The sequence below is a fragment of the Butyrivibrio sp. ob235 genome (assembly GCF_900109475.1).
Classification (GTDB): Bacteria; Bacillota; Clostridia; order Lachnospirales; family Lachnospiraceae; genus Butyrivibrio.
Window position 1 is genome coordinate 98,155 of the sequence record NZ_FOBE01000006.1, and the last position, 22,420, is coordinate 120,574.

Consider the following 22,420-nt stretch of genomic DNA (forward strand, 5'->3'; position numbering starts at 1 on the left):
ATATTTGCCACATTAGAAATTGAAATATGGAACTCCCTTGTATTCATCCGGCAAATCTTCACCCAAATCTGTCCATCCAAGCTTCTTTACTAATTCAGATTTTTCCATAGGAAAAATATATTGATTCAAATAATAAATGAAATCTGCTTCGCTATAGCAAAAACCACCCTGAACCTTATACTTTTTCCTCGCGGATCGGCTATGATACATCCAGTTAGTAAACTCCAAACAATACTTTTCCAAGTTTTCAGCAACAATATCCGGGACAGAATATACTACACTGTCGCCATCGGCGCTTAATATGATGTTTTTCATATAGTATCTTCCTTAGCTTTCCCACCTCTCTTAATTGCAAAAACACCCAAGCTACTTAGAACAAGTGTTATCATCGTGCACACAACTATACTGATTGGCGTAATAATTCCAATAATAAAGATTAGAATGGATATGATAATAGCGATCACACCTGCACATCTGATTTTCTTAGTGAGAAGAGAAATAATCTCACCAAATATAAGTATCTGCAAAATCAAATTTATTACTTGCGTAAACAAAATATTACTCATGATCAACCTCAACTATGTCTTTTTTCATACCCTTGTAATCCCCGCTTATTATTTTCCCCTAATTAATCTTATCAGAACCCAAAAACATAAGCTAACCAGTAATTGCGACTATAGAGCAAACCGTCTCCTTCTCACGAAACTTCATAGATGCATTTAGCCTTTCTTCGGATGCCCATCGCAAGCATACTGCATCCTATCAGCCCTATGACAATTCTCCACACAATCCCCGAAATTCCTATCATTGACGGAAATGGACTTATTATAACTGCCACGATAAATAATAGTTCTACAATAATTAATACTATCCGTAAGATTGTTCTTTTCCTTTTCATACCTAAGCATCCTCTTTTATTTTTTTTGATCAGTACAAGAATAGGCTAAAAACCAAGTCTCGTAATACCAACCTCCGTGATTCTTTTTGTAATGCACCGATATCACTAATACTTCCCTGTCAGGTCCATGTTCCATCTTATTCTCCCACAGATACTTATAAAGCCGTAACCCATCCGGCTTCCGGAAATGTTATATTTTCCACATTTTCTATGTTCGTACTTGGTGCTGATACCGTCCTACCTTTACTACAGCCTCCGCAAAGAAGTATCATTCCCATCAGCAAAACTGTTATGTTTATTTTTCCCAATACTTTTTTCATACCCAAATTGCTCCATACCCCTGACTTAATCCATTCCTTCCGCCAGATATATAGAAACCCTGCTCTGGATTATATCTGCCACTTCCTCGGCTGATTTCTGTCCTTCATAATAAGCCCCGGTTTCCTCAAAAATGATATCTTCTACCTTTTTATCTTCATTTAACACATCCGTAACGGACTTCACAAAATCACTAAATTCCGTAGCTTCCTCCTTAGAAAGAGGCTCTAGTTCGATCTCGCTGCCGCAAATCCCATAGTCTGAAGGCTCCTCATGCTTCTTCCCTTTCTCATCTATGTAATATGGAATCTCCTGGGATTTCTCTGCCATTAAATCAAAAGCCTTCTTTTCTACAGGGAAGTAATTCCTGATATTTTTCTGATACTCATCTGTAAGGAAGTACCTAAGGAACTCCCAGCCGGCTTCCTTATCTTTACAACTCGTACTAAGAGCAAGCTGCATAAGCGGGACCAAATATGACTTTCCTTCGTTGATTCCCGGATATCCGTTAAATACTACATCTTCACCAAATGTACCTGACTTATCAATCTGATAAGCCTCAAAGCCACTCATCCACTCCGAATTCAAAATGGATTTTTTCTCACGGTAATAGTTGTCGGTATCCACGAAGTCCTCATCTTCATCTTCGTCCAACACCGGAAGCTTGCCAATATATTCAAGAAGATTTATAAACTCCGGGCTGTTAAAGCTGCAGGTTCCATTTTCATAATCAATAAAATCGCCATAGATGCGGTTATAAATGCTGTCCGCATCATCCCTGCCAATCCCCGCTATAAGATCTTCTTCCTTAACATTTTTCTCCCTGCATATTGCGTTTATGTTTGACAATGTCATGGTTTCATCAGTAAGCATGCTCTTTGCCGCAGTACATGTATCTATAAGAAAAGCCGGCATGATCAAATAAATTTTGCCATCACGCTTAGAGGCTGCCATAACATTTTCAAGGAAGTCTGTCTCTGTTATCTCCCCGTCCTTTTCAAAGAATTCATCAAGAGGCGTTATTAAGCCTTTCTTTATGTAGTTCTCATATGAAGAAAATAAATTAAAAACCATGATATCCGGAACATCCCCGGTGACCATTTCAAGATTCATTCTGTCGCAGACTTCTTCATAGGTCTGGCAATCCTGAAAATCATATTCCTTTATCTTTATGCGGTACTTACTATTTCTCTGGTTAAAATTGGATACCGCTCTCTGAATATCATAATTTGCAGAAGCTGTTCCGAGCACAAGCTCTTCCTTCTCCCTGACTTCCTCCGGCGGAACCTTAACAAGCTTGAAAAGCTCTCCGTCCCAGGTTCCGGAATAGTCAGCATGAATTAAGAGTGAGTTTTCATCAGATTCATCAAGAAATTCAATGTTTTCCAGCATAAGATCAGAAGCCGCAAGGTCGCATATCATCTTCTCTTCACTGTCTCCAAGATAGAATCCTCTTATTTTTCCGTCTTCTATATATAAAAAATCCACATTTTTACCGGGAAAGATGTTGAGACCAATAGAAACGCATGAAGGAAGAATATCCGTTATTTCCTCAAACTGCCCCTTCTTAACATTCATGCGATACATCTTATATGTCATATTTAGATCAGGCATCTTCATACAAAAGCTGCCATCGCGAAGTGTATAAAGGCTTTTCTCTCTATACTCATACTCTGAAGAATCCAGACCGGAAAAGGGAATCCTTTCTTCTTCGCCTGTGTCTTTGTTGTAAAGCGTAAAGCCTTCAGAGGATGCAGTAACAAGGCCGAGCCCTTTACAGTATTCAATGTCCTGGATATATGCTTTCTTATCCCATTCCGCAACGGGGATCTCCCAGACAATAGCCCCGGTATTAGATAACTTGACTATCTCCGGTGTTGCCAATGCAGTTATATTGCTCTCTTTATCAGCCTCATCAGCTGTCAGATCTTCCACTTGTTCTGCGTCTTCAGTCGATGACACATCTTCCTCGTCAGCGCAGGCATCAGTGGTATCTGTATCTTCTTCATAATCCCAGTATGTATAGGGATTTCTTACAGTATAAAAGCTCCCATCTTCATCGATGGAAAGCCAATAATAGCAATCATCTTCACTTTCAATGGTTATCTCCTCCAAGCTGTCCAAATTATCAAACAAACTCATGATGCTATAATCACCTGCATCGTTGTCAGAAGTGCAAAGAAGTCCGTATAGTTTATCCCCACTTTCACAGAATGATACTATTCTCCCCTGATCGGGCATTTCGAGATCAATATCCTCTATGCGATAAATATGATCCTTTTCAGCCTCGCTATTTTCTTCCTCGTTTTCCTGATTATATCCATCAGTTTTATCTTTAAGTGATGCATCTCCGCAGGCTAACATTAAAGTCATGCCCCCAAACAGCAAACATGCTGTTAGCTTCTTTTTTTTCCCCTTTTTCATACCTGTTTACCCTCTACATTTCATAGCCTGCATTTTATATCACCGCCCAGGTATATCTTAACAGTGGATTCACCTTAACAAATCTTATTAATTCTTAAATTTGCTTAAGATACCCTCCATTCATTACAAATAACCTCAGATATTTCCTTCCCAGATCAACTCTATAATGAACCTAAAGCCATGCTTCATAATAATACCAGCCATCTGTGATCTTTTTTGTAATGCCACCATTATCGCTACCACTTTCATGCCATGTCCAAGTTCCGCCTTTATCCTCTAATTTCATATCAACATTCTGAAATGCGGCAGGCGTATCGGATGGTGAATAATAAAATCCATAGTATTTCGAAGCAGAAACAAATCCTCTTCCGGAGCACATGAATTGAACTATTTCTTCGCCGTCCGAATTTCTGAAAACACCCTCCACCTTTACAGATCCGATTGATGTTGTAGAGCAATCTCCACTAAGCTGCCTATCTGCGATATCTTCAAGCTGTGATCTGTTATCATTCAAAAACGCTGCAACGGATTCTTCTTTGGTTGGTTTATTGACAGTAATGATAATTATAGCCAAGACACATATAAATAGCGCCAATAGCCACAATCCTATACGCTTTGTTTTCACCATTTTGCTAAATACCATATTATTTCTCCCAATTATACCTTTAAAACAGTAACCCATCCGGCTTCCGGAAATGTTATATTTTCCACATTTTCTATGTTCGTACTTGGTGCTGATACCGTCCTACCTTTACTACAGCCTCCGCAAAGAAGTATCATTCCTAGTAACATTGTTATTCTTATTAATTCCAATACTTTTTTCATCCCCCAATAACCTCCATAGCTTTTGGTATTATCATGCTGTTACATATTAATAACGCACCACTCATCAGTTTCGGGACAAATAGATCCTAATTAATTAAGCCAATTTTATTCCACCCATCATCAGCTAAACCTCAATTGTTATAATTAACACTCAAATTGTAATAAATAACAAAATGCTGCAAATTCTCTTTTTCTTTAATATCGTAATGTTAACACCATTTTCACCATGAAAAATCTTATTAATTCTTAATAATTCTTAACTCCTGTTAAGCCAATTCTCATATGTGATATAGTAAGGAAAAAATGATTATAGGAAATGATGATGGACAGAAGAAAAATACTGGTTATTGAAGATGATGAAAGCATCCGGGATGGCATAAGATTATTACTTGAAAGCGAAGGTTATTCAGTAAAGGAAGCCGAGACCGGAGAACAGGGGCTTATCATGTTAGATAATGATACGAGCCTAATAATTCTTGATGTTATGCTTCCCGGAATATCCGGATATAAAGTATGTGAAGAGATTAGGAAGATCTCCGTCGTTCCTATTCTTTTTTTGACTGCCAAATCAACTGATAATGACAAGGTTCTTGGTCTTAGTGCTGGCGGAGATGATTACCTTATCAAGCCATTTTCCTATGTTGAATTAGTTGCAAGAATAAAGGCACTGCTTAGAAGGCATACGGAATATAACACTTCTTCAAGTATTCATAATGACTCAGATGAATGGCTTGAGCATAATGGAATTCGTATCAGTCTGACCAAAAATGTCGCATATCTTGATGGAAAAGAAGTGACTCTCACAGAAACAGAATACCAGATCCTATTATTATTCTTAAAGAATCCCGAAGCAGTCTTTTCGGTTCCGGAGTTATATGAAGCCGCATGGAAACAGGCATACCACAGTGATTCATCAAATACCGTTATGGTACACATAAGAAAACTCCGAACAAAGATAGAAAAAGATCCACAACATCCACAGATAATATTAAATGTATGGGGAAAGGGCTATAGAATTGGCTAAACTACAGATCAAGAGCATAACTCAAAAAATAATGATACTATTTGCGATCAGCATAGCTGTATCCCTGACATTATTTTTATTATTATTTTCCCTGACCAATCTTTTCCTGGATGATATTTTTCAGAATTCATCCTTTAGAAAAAATGTATCAAAGTCCTTGGTAAGCCAGTTTCAGACTTATGTTACACAGTATGATGTAAAGGCAACAGATACAGATGAAATCCGGGAGTGGGCAAGAGAAAACAATATAGAATACTTTACCATTTCAAGAGACAGTCTTCTGCTTTACGATAATTTATACTTAGGGAAATCCGCCATAAATAATACATCATCAGAACAGCTGAATTATACATGGTTGTACGCAAGTAATGTGACATTCTCTGACGGATATGCGGATGTATTTATATTCAAAAATACTGAACGTATATATTACTTCATAGCCTATGCTCTGGCAGCACTATTATGCGTGTCAGTCGGTTTTTTAATAGTTTTTGTAGGAGTACGAAAGGAAATCCGGTATATAGTTGAGCTTGGAAATGAAGTAAATAAAATGCATTCCGGATTGGAGAATGCATCTTTTCGTGTGGAAGGGAATGATGAGATTTCAAGCCTGGCTGATGCTATAGAAAGTATGCGCACTGACCTGATTGCCAAAAGTCAAAAAGAAATCGAGATGAAAAAGGCACAGGATAATCTTGTTCTTGGTATGGCTCACGATCTCAGGACTCCCCTGACCAGCCTTATGGCTTATATTGAAGTTGTAAAGAAACAGCATGATTTTGACGATGTTGCGAAGTATTCTGATAAAGCATTACAAAAGGCTGGCGAGATAAAAAGCCTTTCTGATCAGCTATTTGATTTTTTTCTTATAGACTCCGGTCAAAAAGAGCAGTTTGAAGTTGTTACTGTTGAGTATGCATTTAATGATTATTTATCTGAAATGTGCAATAGTCTCAGTGCTCAGGGAGCTTCTGTAGAAGTTCGGGAACTTAGCTGGCCGGATCAAAACGTTTCAATATCCTTCGATTATATTGGCAGAATAATAAACAACATACAGTCAAATATAATAAAATATGCCGATATTACCAAACCAGTCTATCTAAGCACCAAGAGCGATGGAAAGAACTTTTATATAACTATCGAAAATACCATTTCAGACCATGCACATAAAAACGCAAGTAACGGAATCGGCTTGAAAAATACAAATTCTATGATGAAAAAAATGAATGGTGACTGTATTGTTCATTCGGATAAGTCAACGTTTAAAATTGACTTGGTTATAGCAATGATTTGATAAAATAGATCTTTTAAAAAGGCGAGAGTTTGAAAAAATCTCTCAGAATTACGCACCCTCTTTACTAAAAATCATCCGAATATGACCTACAGCATAGCGTCCTCTGGCAGAAAGAAGAATCCTACCCCTTTCGACGTAGGACTCTTTTTACAAAGGTATTTTTGCTTACAATAACATAATCAAAACTGGACTCTGTTTGAAAAATGGTCTTCCATAGGTTCTTCTGGGTCATTACCATCAGTTTGATATAATACCACAGCCGTTAATTCATGATTAACACTATCATCCGGAGAATAATCGAAAGGTATCGTTGCTTTCTTTTTAGCCCCCAGCTCCATAGTGTAGTTTTCTATTTCTTCATAATTATCGAAAACAATGACTGAAATGTACTTATCATTATCATAAACACCTGAAACAGATAGCTCATATGATTCATCATCTTTTTTTTCAATACTTATTCCGGAATATATAGTATCACTAGTACCGGTCTGATAAGTTATAGGGTTATTCAATTCTGTATCATCATCGACAATAAAGGTACTCCTCATAGAGCCATCCATATATCCATCAGTTACAGTTATAGAATCAGACTCGCTTACTTTCATTCCTGCATTAATTATTGTTAAAAAAACAAGATCATGTCTGCCAGATACAAACTCACCCAAATCAATAGGAATATCTGTTTCTGAAGAATTTGGAATCTCTATAGTATAGTTTAAGCATTCCTCCCCATTTACCATGAAAGGTATTTGATGATAATTATCAAGCGCAACTACAGTAAAAGTATATGTATCGCCTAAATCATTGCTTATGTGACAATATACCGATAAATCATCTGTGCTTTTTACATAATTGATCATGTCATGTAAGCACTCGCCTTGGCGAGTATATATACCATGCCCATATCCTTCGGCATCCTCAAGCCCTTCAATTTTTTTTGTTTCAATACTAGGCAATTCAGATTTATGAACTTGCAAGCCAATAATGTTTGACGTGCTATTATCCATTTTGGAGCCACATCCAGATATAATTAAAATGGATAATGATAGCACTATAGTATTAAATATTTTTCTCTTTTTCATTTTTTTCATACCGTTGTTATCCCCGCTTATTATTTTCCCCAATTAATCTTATCAGAACCCCAAAAAAACATATAAAAGTATCTCTCCCCCAAACGTGCATATGGCTTTCATTTGGCTTTTTCAGTAATTTATATTATTAATTTCTGGCTATTTCCCAAAATACTGTATCATTTTGCTCTTATCAACAAGACCGAGCAAAAAACTAAAAATGCAGCAATAAATAGAAAAGCAATTGCTATATTCCTCCACGCACTTGCAAAACAAAGGTAGACTCCTGAAAAGAGAAAAATCAACGACATAATAATGATAATTGCAGCTATTACTCCCTTATTATGTTTCCTGAAAAATACAAGTATTAATACGGAAAGCACTAACAAAACAACAAAGAAAATATTGGCCAGATTCATACATTCTCCTTTACATTCAAATTATCAATCGGTTTTACTTGTATTTCTTTTTTTCCAAGACCATTAGAACCACCACTATTGATATACCCCCACAATATAGCAACGCTGTATACTTGACAAAAACATAAATAAATACGTCCCCAGTAGTCAGCTCACTAAGCAGCGCCTCATATACCAGCTCCAGGTTAAGTACTACGAGTGAGGCATATGCAGTAACCGGAAAGCTCACGTCATCCTTTATGCTCCTGAAAATCTCAATTGAAATGATCAGAAGATTCAATAGAAAAACTACAAGAAACTGTTTTTCAATAAATGGCCCAACCTGCACAGGCTCCATACCAAAAGGCATCACACCATGCATGATCTTTAAGATGCACCAGCCAAACATAAGAGAGCTATATACTCCACTTATTAGGGAAGCTGCAAATCTTGCAAGATCTGGCCTGGATAGAATCCTCATTGAGGGCTTCCCTCTCGAAGAAATCATCATAAATATGACCATAGCAGCCATGATAGCAAGGATTAATGGATAAAAATCTGCATAAAGTGGGAAAATCGACGGTCCATGGAATATGCCATATCCTGCCACGATGATAATAACTCCATAAATGGTACAAACAAGTGCCCTAAGAAGTCTTTTTCTAACACTCAAAAACATAAAAATACCAATAAGTATCAAAGCAATACCTGGTAAAAGTTCCAAGAATATATATGAATAGCTTATTTTGCTTGCAATAAAGTATGCTGTTGGTCCATCAGGACTACTCTCCGCCAAAACTGTTTGCATAGGCTGTACTGTTTGTGGCCAATAAAATACGTCATACACTATTCCAATCATCTTAAATGCAAAAAGTATTATTCCTATTATGATTAACAAGGTTGGTATGGCTTTCTTCATACAGTATCTTCCTCAACGTTCCTATCTTTCTTAATTGCAAAAACACCCAAGCTGCTCAAAACAAGTGCAATCATCATGCAAATCAAGAATGCACTTGTATTTCATTTATCATAAGTAATGTTTACTTCATCTCCACAATATACTTTTACATTATTCAGCCTGATATGTATTCTCAATATCAAGCAGCCACGGAAGTATAAAAATCATTCCTACCTGTACTATAGGATCAGGGAACCCATCTTCAACAAGATCAACTTCCCCTTCCACATATACATTAAAGTCCGGGGACAGTTCTATTCCTTTCTGCTCCTTATCCCTCTCAATTATTTCCCCACATACATGGAAAAAGCCTCCACCAAAAATACCTTTTCCTCCATTCTTTTGGCAAAACCAATATGTTTCGCATACTTTCTTAGGAACTACCCCTATCTTCTCGAAAAATGCAGCGACTTCTTGTGGCATTACATCACAAAATTTTATAAAGTTTCTGCATCCATCACACTTACAGTCTATCTCCACGGAATTGTCTGAATAGTAAAAATTCCTGGTTCTTTTTACATCAATATCTACAACTGTCCCATTGAAATCTATAATCATTTTTCTGTCTCTTTAATCTTTTCAAATTAAGCCAAACGAAATTTAATAGGAAGCAAAATCGCAGTAATAATAAATCCATAAAACGGTGGCAATAAAATACAGATTATTCTTCCATCATCAAGTAAGTCTGAGCCAATTCCATACACCAAGAAACAAAGTGCATAAACTATTCCTCCTATTAAACCAGAAATGATCACTCCGGTGATTGCACAATTAACAGCAGACAGGCACTCCTGCTTAGATGAATCACTTCCATCCTTTTTTAAAGCCTTAAAAAATGGACCGACTTTTCCGCTTGCTGCAAGAATCATAAGCGGTATCCCCAACACACATAAAAGAGATGGCAAATCCAAGCTGTGAACAAGTGCTATTAACAACATTTCATCCCAGTAACCATTCACAAAAATTACAAAAATTGCGAACATACATAACCCTACTACAAAAGCTACTACATTTGATTTTTTCATGTGTTCCCTCCCGTATTAAAATTGTAATCAGTGCTTACGCCGTTATGATGTTTTGAGAAACCCATTTAAGAATCAGCCTTACAGCCAAACAGGCAATAACAAGCAATATGTATTCTACTACCGATGGCAGTATCCCGTATGTATACCACGGGGCAGATAAGACTTCATAATACTCAGGATGCCTATTATACATAAGGATGTTCATGTATATATTCTCAACAAGCATCCCCAACCCAAATACCAATATCACAGTCAAAGCGTAATTAATCTTCTTCATTTCATCTCGCCCTTTCGATGACAAAAGATGCCGGATTATCTATGCTGAGTTTATCTGTAATATCTATCATTTTTCCATCAGCAAACTTATAAACAAGATAAAAACCAGCTTCAGGAATCTCATATCCATCTGAATCTTCTGGCAAAGAGACATACTCCTGATGATGAGTGTCCACGTTATAAATTACTATGGATTGTGCATTAGGTTCTCCACAACATATGTAGCAGCCAGATTCTAAATAGATTGATCCTATAACATATGAATTATCAGAACTTGGAGTTTCATTATCATTAACAGGTTCTGCCTCCTGTGAAAGCTCTACTGTATTCTGTTTTAGAATAACATCATCCTTCCTTGCACATGCACCACATAAAAGCACCAGCCCCAGGAAAAATAATGAAATATTTACTGTTCCAAATACTCTTTTCACCTTCAAATGACCTCCATAAGTTAAGGCTTAATACATGTTACATATTAATAACGCTGACCCCTCCCTTTTCGTGACATATTTTTTCTATTTTTTTACAACATTCTCAGCAATTTTTATAAAGTCATCCCTGTTGGCTTTTCCAGTCACATAAAGTGCATAACCATCAATGCTTGTGGCAAGGCTTCCATGTACTCCGTCATGATATAAAAATGCCTGCTGACCATTTATTGTAATGACTTCTTTCTTCATTCCTTCAGTATTCAGGTATGCATTAGCTTCTGGCATGCATATGCTTACATCGAGTAAATCTCCATTTACATCCACATATGTATATGTTGCGAATCCGGTTACTACATCTCTACTATACAAATGATATCTTTCCGGTATATACGAAGGAATAAACTTTTTTAGTTCAGAGGAATCAAGTTCATTTTCATTTTCTAAACGGAAAAGGGTATACTGTTTTGTTGCTTCCATGAACCATCTGATAACACTATCCCTAAACTCAGCATTTACAGCCAAAGCAGTCCCAAAAGATATAATTCCCACAATAAGAATTGCAGCAACAACTTTTCCAAAAGAACGCGCAACTCGCTCAGGAAAAGAAATCATTTCCGGCGCATCTGCAATTCTGCTAAGTGCTTTTTTGCAAGCCTTTTCCATAGAGATGTCACTTATTCTCTCACCTTCTTGAATCCCCATGATCTCAGAAAGAAGATGCTCAAAAAAGACCAGGTGCATATCCGGATCATTGATTTCATATAAGATCTCCATACTTTCAGAATTAAGATCAAATACATAATTTCCAAAAAGAAGTGATTGCCCCTCTATAGGAAGCGCCTCTATTTTCTTTGACAAAAGCTCCACTTTTGTGGATGGCAGTCTCTTTTCTTTAGCATCTTTGTGCCATTTCATAAGCTTCGGTGCCATCAGATTCAGAATTTCGATACCTGTCTCTTTACCTATAATCTCATCAAATTCCATATCCAACCTCTTTCTCAGAATAACTGGCCCTAAGTCTCTCAATGATGCGCTGTCCCCGTTTACGTGCTGCATCTTCGGAAATATCCATCACCCTCGCAATCTCCCCATAGCTCATTTCATAGGTATACCGCATAACAACCAGCTCTTTATCATCATCAGAAAGAGTTTCCAAAAGTGCCCGGATTAAATCATTCCGCTCATTTTTAAGCACAGTCCTCTCAGGATCATCCGTATCTGCCACTTGATCTCTGGACATTTCTTCAGTTCCATACACATATCTTTTGTTTTTTCTCAGAATACTGATTGAACAGTTCTTCACTATAACAACGCAGAACCCCCTCATTTCGTGACAGGATAATTCAGAAATTTTTTTAATATTCAGGGAAATCTTTAAGAATGCATCACTGACGGCCTCCTCAGCAAGAGATTCTGACCCAGTTATCCCTGCTGCAAGCCTCAGAAAAAAAGATTTATTTTCATTATATATTCTCTGTACCAGGTCCCTTTGCTCATCCTCAAGTACAGACAATAAAATCATTAACATTTTGATGCCCCCCAAAACTTTTCTCAATACATATATGGTAACACAGGATACATGGCAGTAATGATTTTATCTTTATGCTAATCAAAAAAAGAGCTGATGAATTCAAACAGAAGAATCACACTACTAATACCAGAAACTATCATAATCTTACTCCTGTTCCTTTTTGAGTCCACCGTTTTCCGCTGACCTCTCCAGCATAAACTCATACATAGCCTTGTATTTCAAGTGAACAATCATATATGCCGGGTTATTTGTTATATCCACGCAATCTTTCATCCGCTCGGTAAAGTTATGTTTTTCTAGTGCTTCATCCAATGAATAAAACTTTGGTTCTTCATCTACCCCAACCATCGCCATCATCACATTAGATACAGCATCCTCTGGATATCCCCTGTCAGCACAATATGAGCCAAACGCAAGCAACTCTAATACAGATGCATTACTTGGATCCACTTTTGAACCATCGATTTCTTCTTCCTTATAGTTACCATTTCCATCCCAGTATTTAACTGTATAAATCGGATTATCCTGTGAATAAGAATCTGCGCGGAAAGTAGACATCCTGCTTCCATCTTTATACGCTATCGGAATCACAGCTTCCTTTTGTGTTGCAGGATCTGTGGATACCAACGCAGGCATGTTGGCTCTTGTTGTCAGATTCTGTGGGATAGAAGTATTCTTGCCGCAATAACTCATTATAGGAATTGTATGATAATTATTCGAAATGTGCATTATATCCCCTTTCATTGCCCTTTGTATTAATAACGCGCGACATTGCTCATTTGTGACGCATTTTATCCAAGTTTATTTTCTTTTTATAAATAAAGTTACCAAATCAACAAAAAAGCCAAACACCAATGAACAGAATCCATTCATTGATATCTGGCAATCCTTGCTGTTTTGTATATCGGATACAAATTCTTCATTGTTTACATAATAACAATGAAAAACTTCGCAAAGCTTACCTTTTTGCGGAGGTTTAGTCTTACAAATATTATCTATATCACTTTTTCTGCATTTTATCCCAATACCTGGATTTCAGATATACAGAATATCTTATTTCCTCCGTAACGGTAACGCTATTACAGTGTTTGTATCTTGAAATTACGACCATTCATCACGCAGGATTCGCATCATAACAAAATCGCTGTACTCTCCGTTGTAGTAATAACCTTGTTCTTGGACGCCCTCCTGCTTGAAACCGATTTTTTTGTAGAATTTCAAAGCATCTGTATTGAGTCCCACTACTCCGATAGATACACGGTTCATTTCAAATTCATTAAAAGCCATATCCAACATGAGACGTATTGCCTCTGTACCATATCCTTTATGCTGCATTTCAGGATTTGGAATTATTATTGTCAAGTCGGTACAATGCCATGCAGGAAACATTCTGAGTAGCCCAGTTTCTCCTATAATTGCCCCGTTCATATCCGTGATAGTAAACCATACAGAATCTTCGGATTTATGGCATTTGTTGATATATTTTATTTCTTCTTCCTCATTCGTAGTATCCGTAAATCCGCATTGAAACATAATTTCTGGCTGGTTGAACCATTCTGCAAAGAATTTTGCGTCCTCTTCTTTTTGTTCCCGTAGAATTATATATTTCCCTTTAATCTCAGCATGTATCATTTTTATAAACCTTCCAATTTACTGAATACAAAATCATTATCTCTGCTCTATCGCTAAAGCTCACATTCTGCATTTCTTAGTTAAATGGCTATGTTCAGTCTAGCCATAATAGTTGGGGCTTCCCATACCTATTGTAGCCCAATGTCTGGCGAGTTCGAGCTCTGAATCAACATAGTCCTGATCATATTCTCCGTCTGCCTTCATTTCTTCAATATCTCTCTGAACTCCCTCAGGAGTCGACTCTCTGGAAATACCAATGCTTATTTCATTAATGTTATATGCATATCCACTTTCATCATAATCAATTCTGTCATTGTTATGAGATTTCAAAACCTCAACTAAGTCATCAGCGTTGCTGTCAAAAGCAGCCATGCCATAAATATAAGGTTCTATGCATCCATTTTTTCCACCCAGAAAATCTATGAACTGAACTTTGTCACTTTCATCAAAATCGATAGCAAGATCACTATCAAAATAATAATAGCAGTTCTCCCATATATCTGCATTTCCAAGAAGGCTGATGACTTCGCTTTTACTCATCCCCAGCAAAATCTTCTTATCATCCAAAATGATTCCCTCAAGCGGATTTATTATTGCCTTAATTTTGTGTTTTCTCATACCCAATCATCTCCAATATATTTAACGTATATCTCATATAAATATTACTTACTCTCACTAAGGTAGAGACTCACTCTGCTCTGTATGATATTAGCAACTTCATCAGCACTTTTCTGTCCTGCATAAAACGCCCCCACTTCTTCGCTGATAATATCAAGGATCTTATTGTCCACAGGGGAGATTTCTTTCACAGACATTATAAAATCGCTAAAATACTCTGCCTCCTCCTTGCTAAGTGCTTTTCTTTCCACGTTAACACCTGCAATATTGAATTCTTTATGAGCTATTAGTGAATCTCCATATATATCTTCCAGTTCGACCTGTGATTTTTTTACAAGCTCATTAAATGCCTTTTTAGACACCGGAAATCCATCTTCTATTTTTTCCTGATATTCATCTGATAGGAAAGATTTAAGAAAGCGCCATGCAGATTCCTTATCTGTACATGAACTGCTTATTGCAATTTGTAGTGGTAGGCTTATATATGATTTCCCGCATTTTTCAGATGGATAACCATTAAATACGATATCTCTTCCAAAATATCCGTCTCTTATCACCTGGTAAAAATCAAAGTCAAAAAAGGTATATGGCAAGAGAAGAGCTTTGTTTTCTCTATAATAGCCTTCTCTTTCACTGCTGTATTCCACGCCATCGTCTGCTCCCGGAAATGATGAAATAAGATCAAGTAATGCTTTAAAGCCTTCGGAATCATATCCGCTTATACCTTTTTCATAATCAATAAATGAAGAACCACAGAGTGAGTAATAAATGTCCGAGTAATCTCGTATATGAAAGCCCATTCCATCAGCAGGATCCATGCCCTGCCTACTGCAAATATCTTTATAATTCTCCAGTGTTACTATTTCATCCCCTACTATATCCTTGGCTGCAACACATGTATTAATCTGGAATTTGGGAACTAAAAAGTAATGATTTCCCTTTATAGATGTAGCCTCTACAACATTATCAAGGATTTTTTCCAGTGGTAATTCCTGATCATGTTCTACATATTTATCGAGAGATTCCAGTGCACCTTTATCAATGTAGCTTCTCCAGGGCATATCATCATCAAGTATGAGAATATCCGGCGTATTTCCCTGAACCATATCCAGATTAAGTCTTTCGTATGATGCTGACAAATTGCCATCTTCTGCACCTGTGTCATTTTCTGTATAATCCAGAATCTTTAGCCTTACTTTATCGTTATCCTGATTAAACCGAATCATCTGATTTCTGACGTCCTCATCAATACCCATCATCCCTATTGTCAGAGTAGTTTTTGATGTAACGTCTTCCGGTTTAACTTCTGTGACACCGCATAAACTATACTCATCATTTCCAAGTGATCCATATATAACCATGTTATCAGGAGATGGTTCCGCTATAATTGCAATATACCCCACCTGAATATCTGACAGTACATAATCATATATCAAAGTCGCTTCCATATCCCCAGTATTAAAGCCGTAAATGCCATCCTTTTCAGCCACATATAAATCAAAGGTACTTCCCGGAAAAAGATTTTGACAGTTCACATGTAATGATTGTGGAGTCTCAACTACTTTCCCAAATGTTTTTGAATCACAATTAAACTCATAAAGCTTGTAATCCAAATTGCTATCTTCTTCGCAGATATAAACCTTGCCATTCCTTGTCTTAAGAAGTTTTGCGTCATAGTAATTGGGAATATCCGTATCTCTCTTTACTTTTTCTGTGAATTGTCCATCATTTTCATCATATATTGATAATTCACCTTCTCCGACAATTACTACCCCTACACCATTTACATAAGCTACATCACGGATATCATTCTCACAATCAGCTTCAGTTAATGGTGCAGACCACATCATATTTCCCTGTGCAGATAACTTAACAAGACACTTTTCTGATGGTGAAGAATCATCGCTATAGGCCGTCTTTATAATGAAAATATTCCCACTATCGTCAACTGTAAATTTCTCATAATAATAATCTGATTCTTCCGGCAAGAGTATTTCCTCAAAATCTCTCTCCACAGTTAGCTTCAAGATAGATTCAGCCGTCAGGATTTCTCCATGATAGGCATGAAAATAGCAGCAGCCATTAACGACAGAAAAGCTATCCGAATAAAGACTCATATCCGCATTGGGAAGTTTTTTGTCTTCCAATTTAAAAACATGACTTCTTTCTCGAACCGCTTCATCCCGAGCAACTGCTACCGGTGCTTCATTTTCTCTTATATTCTCTGTTTTTCCACATGCTCCAAGAAAAAACGCCGACATGAAGATCACAGCCAGCATTCCCCCAATATTGACTTTTTTCATATTCCACCAAACAAATTATTTTTCCTTGATTCCAAAAAACTTAATAGTAAAACACAATAGTTCCTGATTCATAACTCTCATTATTTCCGAAAGCAGCTTCTCCTTTGCACCATCCACTCAAGAAAAATAAAACATTTTCAAATTCAAACGTACTGTCCGCAAGGCACTGCTTTGTATCATATACATATTCTATGGCGTAATCCTGCTTCGCTTCTGAAACAGTCTCATCCTCTATCATAGTCTCAAGTTTTTCAGCTGATGGAACCCTGATTTTCTTTGTAATCTTTTCAAACTGAGGTGACCCTTCATCATAGTGCTCAATACTTCCATCCTTATAAACAACAACATGATCCGGCATTGGTAAAACCGGCTCTTCTTTTGATGCTTTTACTAATACACATAATAATGAAGTACCAATAATACATATAAAAGCTACTATAATAATTATTTTCTTCATTTTCTCTACGCTTTTGCAGACTTTTTTCTGCTTTTTTATCCAAAAACACGTACTAATTGTTTCTCCTGATCTCTTCAAGACAACGTCCAAGCGGTGTTTCACCCTTCTTACATGGAATATTGGGTGCTGTTCCCTGAACTGCATTAATACTTCCATCAGGATTTTCGCCTACGCAGTCTGAAAAACCGATCAGTACACCCGAATCAGGAAGTAACAATAGAATCGGTGAAGTATGATTACCATCCCCCGATGTCTGTGTGCCTACTATAGTAGCCCAACCAGTAGCTTTGCAAAAACCTGTAAATGTTTCTGCAGCAGAATAAACATTACCACTTGTTAAAACCCATCTTTTGATCTCTTTATTGACTGTCTTACCTTCATAATAATCATAAGGGATACTATAAATAAGCTTACTATATCTGTCTAATCCCAAATCCTCGACCCAGTCAGGTGCATCACTCAAATCAGATACAGGAAAAGTTTCAATATTTGAACGATACTCTTCAAACAACGGAGACGATTTATAGTAATTACGAATCTCGTAATCATAGTGCCCACCAAATGGAGAAATCAGATTATCTGTCCAATAGTAATTGCTTCCCCCACTATTTCCCGTAATGTCAAAAATGATATGCTTAGTTTCAGGATATTGCTCCAAAGACTCATATATAATATCTCTGTCTCTATAAATAAGATCCCATCCAAAAGACGATATTTTAAGATATAGCGTGTCACAATCAGAATAGTATTGAGAAAAGATTTCCTCATTAGATGCGGAGCCAGTCTCATATTCCGTGGCCTCAGACACATCATAGCGTTTCGAAAGCAAAGGGCTGGTCACAACTTTTAAATAGGGATAATTTTCCTCAGCTACCATATCTTTCTCTTCTTCCGGAACATAATAAGCCCTCATGTATTCGCTAGGTGTGATTACACGCAGATGGGCAAAATTATTCAATTCCGAAAGCATGCTTTCTAATTTTCCATAAAATTGGTCTTCATCTGAAACAGATTCTATTTCCTCTGCATATCTCGAGTATATTTCATCCGTATCAATTCCCACCGATTGCAGATATGGTAAATATGGGTACGTATTTCTGAGTGCATCCCACAGTACCTCATAGTCGCTCATATATGGAGCTTCACCTTTTTCCTGGCTAAAGGTAATGCTAACATTGTTACCACAAAAAACCTTAATCTGCTTTATTAAATTGTCCTTATCATCTTCAGATACCCCGTATGCCCCGGTATCGATAGTAACTTCTTGAACCACTAAATCATCAGATATAACAGTTTCAACCTCTGCAGCATCTATGTTTAGCAGTTCCGATATTACATCTGATATCTGTTTCTCTATATATTTTCCATATTCATCTGCTGTAACCGGTGTAGCATCTGTTAATGATTCTATATCCTCAGGTTCTTCAGTTACATTTTGTCCTGCTGGATCATTTCCGCATCCATTCAGTAAAAGCATGATGAATACTGACCAAATGGTAATTTTCTTAGGCCAAAAACTCTTTTTCATACAATCCCTTTCGCAAAGTGCTTTTTCTTCTCAAATATCTTTTAAACACTCATTTATATAACGCGTGAGCATTCAATTTCGGGACACAAAATCTGCTTATTTTAAGATTTTCTTCTGCCATATAATCCCAAGATAAGAATAGAACACCCCATCGTTCCCACAATAGCTCTCCATATCAAACCGGGGATTCCAAATAATGGTGGGAATGGACATAAAAGAACAAATATAATAATCCAGATTCCAACAATACAAAATATCAAGCTTTTCATATATACTTTCCCTCTAATCATCTTGCTAAATTTATATTATCATCTATTTTTTCAGATAAATCTTAATAATTCTTAAGTTTTCCTAAGTCGTATAAAATCTATGTTATAGTAAAGAAAAACCATAATAAGGACACATTATGAGCTCACAGACCATACTGATAATTGAAGACGATGAAAGCATAAGAGATAGTGTGGAAATTCTTCTTGAAAGTGAAGGTTTTTCGGTATTAAAAGCCGCTTCCGGCGAACAAGGTCTTTCCATGCTAACTGATAATACAGATCTTGTAATTCTTGACATAATGCTCCCAATACTGCACCATGTACTTTATGATGTCTCACGTTACTCATTACTATTTTGTTTTCACTTTTCCCCTTCAACATTTAAAGCCTCCTTTTCAGATATTTGTTAGTAAATAACACTGTTACATATTAATAATGCACTACCTTCAGCTAAATCTGACTTATCTATATACAACTTTTTCATCTGTTACCCCTAAAACAATAATCTCACTCATCCAAATATATCTGCACTCTACTGCTCATTACATTCGCAACATCCTCAGCAGATCTCTGACCTGCAAAAAACGGTTCAAGTTCCTCATAGATGATGTCCACTATATCATCAAGCTCACTATTTACAGGACACGCTTTTTCTGCCATCGCTTTGATTTTTTCTGCAGATTCACGGGACAATCCTCCTGAAGGGTAACTAATCCCATTCATGCTGGAATTTGCTTTCTCTGATGCTTTCTGCATCTGCGCAAGCTCGATTTCTCTGTAAAATGCTTCTTTTTCTACAGGGAAATTGCCTATTTGACTTTGAGAATCATCATTCACATACCTGTTTTCGGCAACTAGCATCTGCGCATCCTGAGAAATGATGAACTTTAAAAATGCCTTTGCGCCGTCTGTACATTCAGCCTTTGAATTGAGGTAAAGCATATTGCATGTCATGTATACGCCACAGCCTTCTGTCCTTGGGTATCCAGCCAAGGATACGTTCCCATCAAAACAAGCATCAAGGTAATTCATCCTCTCCGGATCACCAATTATCATGCTTTCAGACATTACGACTCCTGCGTCCAACTTATCCTTATAATTTCCCTCATCTATGGTGGGCGAACCTGCATATCTTGCAACAAAATTTATAAAATCTATAAACTCCTGACTGTCCAGATGGCTCTTCTTCTCAGTCCAGTCGATGAAAGTGGTATTCTTTTCATCATAGAACCCATATTTAAATACTATCTCTTCACCAGTAAGTCCCAAGGCAACCGCCTTGGCATCCATCTCCGTGGCTTTATCCATGAAATCATTTAAGGTGATAGAATCGCTATCTCCAAAGAGTTTCCCAGAGTATGCAGCAGTATCAAAATAGAATTCATAAGGGATACCATACTGAACCTCTTCAAACTGGCCGCTTTTCAACGCTCCTTCAAAATATGCTGACTTATCCGTAACCAGATCATCCACCGGAGCAATAAGACCGCCTCTTACCATGTTCTTTTGATTCATAATCCCGTTTATTATAATGTCGGGGCCTTCGCCTGAAGCAAAGGCTTTATTAAGATCCGTCTGATATTTCTCCATGTCTTCAGGATCCTCAGGAAGGCTGATGCTAACGTGATATTCTGTGCTTCTTCTGTTGAAAACAGAAATATAATAGTTAGTGTATGCTCAGCAACCGGCTGATTTTTTCAGCCGATGCTTTCGCATAAAAAATAAGAACAATTGTACCTTGAAAATATCAAAATCAATTTTTGGAACAAAGAAAGCCTTAACAGGCTATCCAGGTTCATTGAGATGATTGACAGTACTATTGAGCTGCGTGTGGTATCCTCACGCTTTGTCATAATCAGGCCAAGTCCGTGACTATGCTTTGATAATCCAAATTTACGCTCAACCTCGATTCTGTCTACGCTATCAATGTACTCGGTACGCTTATCGATGACAGTGTCCTTGCCAGGTCTTCCAAGTGCTGGGCCGGCAAGCCTTATTCCATGCTCCTTGCAATAAACAAGATTGATTCGGTTTCTGTAAATCTTATCTGCAAGAACTCTTTCGGGATAATGACCATTACGCTTGTAGTAGTTCTCTATTGCTGGAATGAGCACTTCGCTCTCGTTATAGGCTTCAAAGGATATCTTTTCTATCCTGCCGAGACCATTCTCTACGCTTAGGTCTAGCTTTGCACCAAACTCAACAGGTGCTTTGCTCTTTCCTCTGACAATAGGTCTGATGTATGGCTGAGATACACTGACAATCCTGTTCTCCACTGTATGAGTCTTGTTGTCATACATGTACTGTTGCTGTTCAACGAGCTTATCCAGAATTTCAAGGCGTTCCATCTGTTTTTCATCAGGACAGTATCCATAGCTTGAAAGCCAGTCGATATAATTCCTGTCTCGACGTATGTACTGGAGCTGCTTCTTTATCGCCTTGCGGATCTTCTTTGATGTTCGCTTCTTGCTCTTGGCAAGTGAAAGATAATCCTTCCTGGCATTTTTCCTGTACATCCTTGGTCTTTTGAGGTTGTACACATAGCAGATAGAGATGATGATCTCTTCAAGGTTTTCTCTTGCTTCATTCAAGAGATTAACATCCTGAGGAAAGGCTATATTCTGAGGAGCGCAGCTGGCATCAATGATGAGTGTTCCATCATTATCATTGCCTGCATCGTCATGATTATCAGAGTTATCTCCATTACTATCAGGAGGAGTGTTGTCATCGTCATGTTTATTGTTCTTGATGATCATTTCATTGATCTCGGCAAGCTTTTCATCCGTAAGGCGTTTGCGAAACTCAACCAGCAGTGATGGCGCAAATGGCTGTTCTAGCTGGAATCCTGGGAGACCGATGAAATACTGATAATACGGATTCTCCTGGATTTGTTCTACAAGCTCTCTGTCGGAATAATCATATTTCTTCTGAATGAGAAGAGCACCAAGAGCCATCCTCAGAGGTTTTGCAGGCATTCCACAACCTGATGGAAACAGGTCAGCGTATTCTTTTTCGATGGCTTCCCATGGGATCATGGCAGCTTTCTTTATCCATTTATTCTCAGGATTCAGTTTCAAGCCAAGCGGCTGGTTGAAATCCTTGAGGGTTATTTGACGATTTTGATTCTTTTTATACATGGGA

General features: G+C 37.4%; 26 protein-coding genes. 3 read left to right on the forward strand and 23 right to left on the reverse strand.

Features of this window, described 5'->3' with window-relative positions:
* Positions 1–12 precede the first annotated feature (12 nt).
* From BMW61_RS07005 to BMW61_RS21830, 7 genes are all read right to left on the reverse strand, one after another.
* A complete protein-coding gene (locus tag BMW61_RS07005) occupies positions 13–315 on the reverse strand; it encodes a hypothetical protein (protein WP_026528034.1) in 303 nt (100 codons plus the stop codon).
* Positions 312–566 (reverse strand): hypothetical protein, encoded by a 255-nt coding sequence (locus BMW61_RS07010; RefSeq protein WP_091820567.1) that lies wholly within the window; start codon positions 564–566, stop codon positions 312–314. Before BMW61_RS07010 ends, BMW61_RS07005 begins: the two co-directional genes overlap by 4 nt.
* A gap of 131 nt (positions 567–697) precedes the next feature.
* Positions 698–898 carry a hypothetical protein gene (locus tag BMW61_RS07015; protein WP_091820569.1) on the reverse strand — a complete coding sequence of 67 codons (201 nt, stop codon included), beginning with the start codon at positions 896–898 and terminating at the stop codon, positions 698–700.
* A gap of 155 nt (positions 899–1,053) precedes the next feature.
* Positions 1,054–1,218, reverse strand: coding sequence for a hypothetical protein (locus BMW61_RS21825; protein WP_175475120.1), 165 nt, complete (start codon positions 1,216–1,218; stop codon positions 1,054–1,056).
* Between the two features lie 25 nt (positions 1,219–1,243).
* Positions 1,244–3,640 (reverse strand): ABC transporter substrate-binding protein, encoded by a 2,397-nt coding sequence (locus BMW61_RS07020; RefSeq protein WP_091820571.1) that lies wholly within the window; start codon positions 3,638–3,640, stop codon positions 1,244–1,246.
* 172 nt (positions 3,641–3,812) lie between these two features.
* Entirely contained in the window at positions 3,813–4,283 is a 471-nt protein-coding gene (locus BMW61_RS07025) for a hypothetical protein (RefSeq protein ID WP_091820573.1), read from the reverse strand.
* 14 nt (positions 4,284–4,297) lie between these two features.
* Positions 4,298–4,465 carry a hypothetical protein gene (locus tag BMW61_RS21830; RefSeq protein ID WP_175475121.1) on the reverse strand — a complete coding sequence of 56 codons (168 nt, stop codon included), beginning with the start codon at positions 4,463–4,465 and terminating at the stop codon, positions 4,298–4,300.
* Positions 4,466–4,787: 322 nt separating this feature from the next.
* On the opposite strand from BMW61_RS21830, the gene BMW61_RS07030 reads away from it, so the two are divergent.
* Together BMW61_RS07030 and BMW61_RS07035 are read left to right on the forward strand one after the other, a co-directional pair.
* Positions 4,788–5,489 (forward strand): response regulator transcription factor, encoded by a 702-nt coding sequence (locus BMW61_RS07030; RefSeq protein ID WP_091820575.1) that lies wholly within the window; start codon positions 4,788–4,790, stop codon positions 5,487–5,489.
* On the forward strand, positions 5,482–6,783 hold the full coding sequence (locus BMW61_RS07035) for a HAMP domain-containing sensor histidine kinase (protein WP_175475122.1): 1,302 nt from the start codon (positions 5,482–5,484) through the stop codon (positions 6,781–6,783). The genes BMW61_RS07030 and BMW61_RS07035 overlap by 8 nt, the downstream gene beginning before the upstream one ends.
* A gap of 179 nt (positions 6,784–6,962) precedes the next feature.
* On the opposite strand, the gene BMW61_RS07040 is transcribed toward BMW61_RS07035, so the two are convergent.
* The 14 genes from BMW61_RS07040 to BMW61_RS07110 all read right to left on the reverse strand — a co-directional run bounded on the left by BMW61_RS07040 (position 6,963) and on the right by BMW61_RS07110 (position 19,010).
* Positions 6,963–7,874, reverse strand: coding sequence for a hypothetical protein (locus BMW61_RS07040; RefSeq protein WP_091820578.1), 912 nt, complete (start codon positions 7,872–7,874; stop codon positions 6,963–6,965).
* Positions 7,875–8,306: 432 nt separating this feature from the next.
* On the reverse strand, positions 8,307–9,170 hold the full coding sequence (locus BMW61_RS07050; protein ID WP_091820581.1) for a hypothetical protein: 864 nt from the start codon (positions 9,168–9,170) through the stop codon (positions 8,307–8,309).
* A 150-nt stretch (positions 9,171–9,320) separates the two neighbouring features.
* Positions 9,321–9,767: a hypothetical protein gene (locus BMW61_RS07055; protein ID WP_091820583.1), complete on the reverse strand. Its 447-nt coding sequence runs from the start codon at positions 9,765–9,767 to the stop codon at positions 9,321–9,323.
* A 26-nt stretch (positions 9,768–9,793) separates the two neighbouring features.
* Entirely contained in the window at positions 9,794–10,234 is a 441-nt protein-coding gene (locus tag BMW61_RS07060; protein WP_091820585.1) for a hypothetical protein, read from the reverse strand.
* A 34-nt stretch (positions 10,235–10,268) separates the two neighbouring features.
* Complete coding sequence (locus BMW61_RS07065) at positions 10,269–10,511, reverse strand: hypothetical protein (protein WP_091820587.1); 243 nt, start codon at positions 10,509–10,511, stop codon at positions 10,269–10,271.
* A 1-nt stretch (position 10,512) separates the two neighbouring features.
* Positions 10,513–10,941, reverse strand: coding sequence for a hypothetical protein (locus tag BMW61_RS07070; RefSeq protein WP_139176239.1), 429 nt, complete (start codon positions 10,939–10,941; stop codon positions 10,513–10,515).
* 84 nt (positions 10,942–11,025) lie between these two features.
* Entirely contained in the window at positions 11,026–11,925 is a 900-nt protein-coding gene (locus tag BMW61_RS07075) for a DUF4367 domain-containing protein (RefSeq protein WP_175475123.1), read from the reverse strand.
* Complete coding sequence (locus BMW61_RS07080) at positions 11,915–12,469, reverse strand: RNA polymerase sigma factor (protein WP_091820593.1); 555 nt, start codon at positions 12,467–12,469, stop codon at positions 11,915–11,917. Before BMW61_RS07080 ends, BMW61_RS07075 begins: the two co-directional genes overlap by 11 nt.
* A gap of 147 nt (positions 12,470–12,616) precedes the next feature.
* Positions 12,617–13,201: a hypothetical protein gene (locus BMW61_RS07085; protein ID WP_091820594.1), complete on the reverse strand. Its 585-nt coding sequence runs from the start codon at positions 13,199–13,201 to the stop codon at positions 12,617–12,619.
* Between the two features lie 372 nt (positions 13,202–13,573).
* Entirely contained in the window at positions 13,574–14,104 is a 531-nt protein-coding gene (locus tag BMW61_RS07090; protein WP_091820596.1) for a GNAT family N-acetyltransferase, read from the reverse strand.
* 99 nt (positions 14,105–14,203) lie between these two features.
* A complete protein-coding gene (locus tag BMW61_RS07095; protein ID WP_091820598.1) occupies positions 14,204–14,722 on the reverse strand; it encodes a hypothetical protein in 519 nt (172 codons plus the stop codon).
* Positions 14,723–14,766: 44 nt separating this feature from the next.
* The gene (locus BMW61_RS07100) at positions 14,767–17,025 is read right to left on the reverse strand and encodes an ABC transporter substrate-binding protein (protein WP_091820600.1); all 2,259 of its coding nucleotides are present in this window, start codon (positions 17,023–17,025) and stop codon (positions 14,767–14,769) included.
* A gap of 40 nt (positions 17,026–17,065) precedes the next feature.
* Entirely contained in the window at positions 17,066–17,482 is a 417-nt protein-coding gene (locus BMW61_RS07105) for a hypothetical protein (RefSeq protein WP_139176241.1), read from the reverse strand.
* Positions 17,483–17,534: 52 nt separating this feature from the next.
* A complete protein-coding gene (locus BMW61_RS07110; RefSeq protein ID WP_091820603.1) occupies positions 17,535–19,010 on the reverse strand; it encodes a S41 family peptidase in 1,476 nt (491 codons plus the stop codon).
* 406 nt (positions 19,011–19,416) lie between these two features.
* Between BMW61_RS07110 and BMW61_RS07115 the strand changes: the two genes are divergently transcribed.
* Positions 19,417–19,689: a response regulator gene (locus BMW61_RS07115; protein ID WP_091820605.1), complete on the forward strand. Its 273-nt coding sequence runs from the start codon at positions 19,417–19,419 to the stop codon at positions 19,687–19,689.
* A gap of 97 nt (positions 19,690–19,786) precedes the next feature.
* Here BMW61_RS07115 and BMW61_RS07120 read toward each other — a convergent pair whose 3' ends face one another.
* Complete coding sequence (locus tag BMW61_RS07120; RefSeq protein WP_091820606.1) at positions 19,787–20,869, reverse strand: extracellular solute-binding protein; 1,083 nt, start codon at positions 20,867–20,869, stop codon at positions 19,787–19,789.
* Positions 20,870–20,976: 107 nt separating this feature from the next.
* A complete protein-coding gene (locus tag BMW61_RS07125; RefSeq protein ID WP_091820608.1) occupies positions 20,977–22,416 on the reverse strand; it encodes an IS5 family transposase in 1,440 nt (479 codons plus the stop codon).
* Positions 22,417–22,420: the final 4 nt, after the last annotated feature.

Bases quoted from the DNA above. Each gene is read 5' to 3' on its own strand.
- BMW61_RS07005 (WP_026528034.1), bottom strand. From the start codon at position 315: ATGAAAAACATCATATTAAGCGCCGATGGCGACAGTGTAGTATATTCT.
- BMW61_RS07010 (WP_091820567.1), bottom strand. From the start codon at position 566: ATGAGTAATATTTTGTTTACGCAAGTAATAAATTTGATTTTGCAGATA.
- BMW61_RS07015 (WP_091820569.1), bottom strand. From the start codon at position 898: ATGAAAAGGAAAAGAACAATCTTACGGATAGTATTAATTATTGTAGAA.
- BMW61_RS21825 (WP_175475120.1), bottom strand. From the start codon at position 1,218: ATGAAAAAAGTATTGGGAAAAATAAACATAACAGTTTTGCTGATGGGA.
- BMW61_RS07020 (WP_091820571.1), bottom strand. From the start codon at position 3,640: ATGAAAAAGGGGAAAAAAAAGAAGCTAACAGCATGTTTGCTGTTTGGG.
- BMW61_RS07025 (WP_091820573.1), bottom strand. From the start codon at position 4,283: ATGGTATTTAGCAAAATGGTGAAAACAAAGCGTATAGGATTGTGGCTA.
- BMW61_RS21830 (WP_175475121.1), bottom strand. From the start codon at position 4,465: ATGAAAAAAGTATTGGAATTAATAAGAATAACAATGTTACTAGGAATG.
- BMW61_RS07030 (WP_091820575.1), top strand. From the start codon at position 4,788: ATGGACAGAAGAAAAATACTGGTTATTGAAGATGATGAAAGCATCCGG.
- BMW61_RS07040 (WP_091820578.1), bottom strand. From the start codon at position 7,874: ATGAAAAAAATGAAAAAGAGAAAAATATTTAATACTATAGTGCTATCA.
- BMW61_RS07050 (WP_091820581.1), bottom strand. From the start codon at position 9,170: ATGAAGAAAGCCATACCAACCTTGTTAATCATAATAGGAATAATACTT.
- BMW61_RS07055 (WP_091820583.1), bottom strand. From the start codon at position 9,767: ATGATTATAGATTTCAATGGGACAGTTGTAGATATTGATGTAAAAAGA.
- BMW61_RS07060 (WP_091820585.1), bottom strand. From the start codon at position 10,234: ATGAAAAAATCAAATGTAGTAGCTTTTGTAGTAGGGTTATGTATGTTC.
- BMW61_RS07065 (WP_091820587.1), bottom strand. From the start codon at position 10,511: ATGAAGAAGATTAATTACGCTTTGACTGTGATATTGGTATTTGGGTTG.
- BMW61_RS07075 (WP_175475123.1), bottom strand. From the start codon at position 11,925: ATGGAATTTGATGAGATTATAGGTAAAGAGACAGGTATCGAAATTCTG.
- BMW61_RS07080 (WP_091820593.1), bottom strand. From the start codon at position 12,469: ATGTTAATGATTTTATTGTCTGTACTTGAGGATGAGCAAAGGGACCTG.
- BMW61_RS07085 (WP_091820594.1), bottom strand. From the start codon at position 13,201: ATGCACATTTCGAATAATTATCATACAATTCCTATAATGAGTTATTGC.
- BMW61_RS07090 (WP_091820596.1), bottom strand. From the start codon at position 14,104: ATGATACATGCTGAGATTAAAGGGAAATATATAATTCTACGGGAACAA.
- BMW61_RS07095 (WP_091820598.1), bottom strand. From the start codon at position 14,722: ATGAGAAAACACAAAATTAAGGCAATAATAAATCCGCTTGAGGGAATC.
- BMW61_RS07100 (WP_091820600.1), bottom strand. From the start codon at position 17,025: ATGAAAAAAGTCAATATTGGGGGAATGCTGGCTGTGATCTTCATGTCG.
- BMW61_RS07105 (WP_139176241.1), bottom strand. From the start codon at position 17,482: ATGAAGAAAATAATTATTATAGTAGCTTTTATATGTATTATTGGTACT.
- BMW61_RS07110 (WP_091820603.1), bottom strand. From the start codon at position 19,010: ATGAAAAAGAGTTTTTGGCCTAAGAAAATTACCATTTGGTCAGTATTC.
- BMW61_RS07115 (WP_091820605.1), top strand. From the start codon at position 19,417: ATGAGCTCACAGACCATACTGATAATTGAAGACGATGAAAGCATAAGA.
- BMW61_RS07120 (WP_091820606.1), bottom strand. From the start codon at position 20,869: ATGGAGAAATATCAGACGGATCTTAATAAAGCCTTTGCTTCAGGCGAA.
- BMW61_RS07125 (WP_091820608.1), bottom strand. From the start codon at position 22,416: ATGTATAAAAAGAATCAAAATCGTCAAATAACCCTCAAGGATTTCAAC.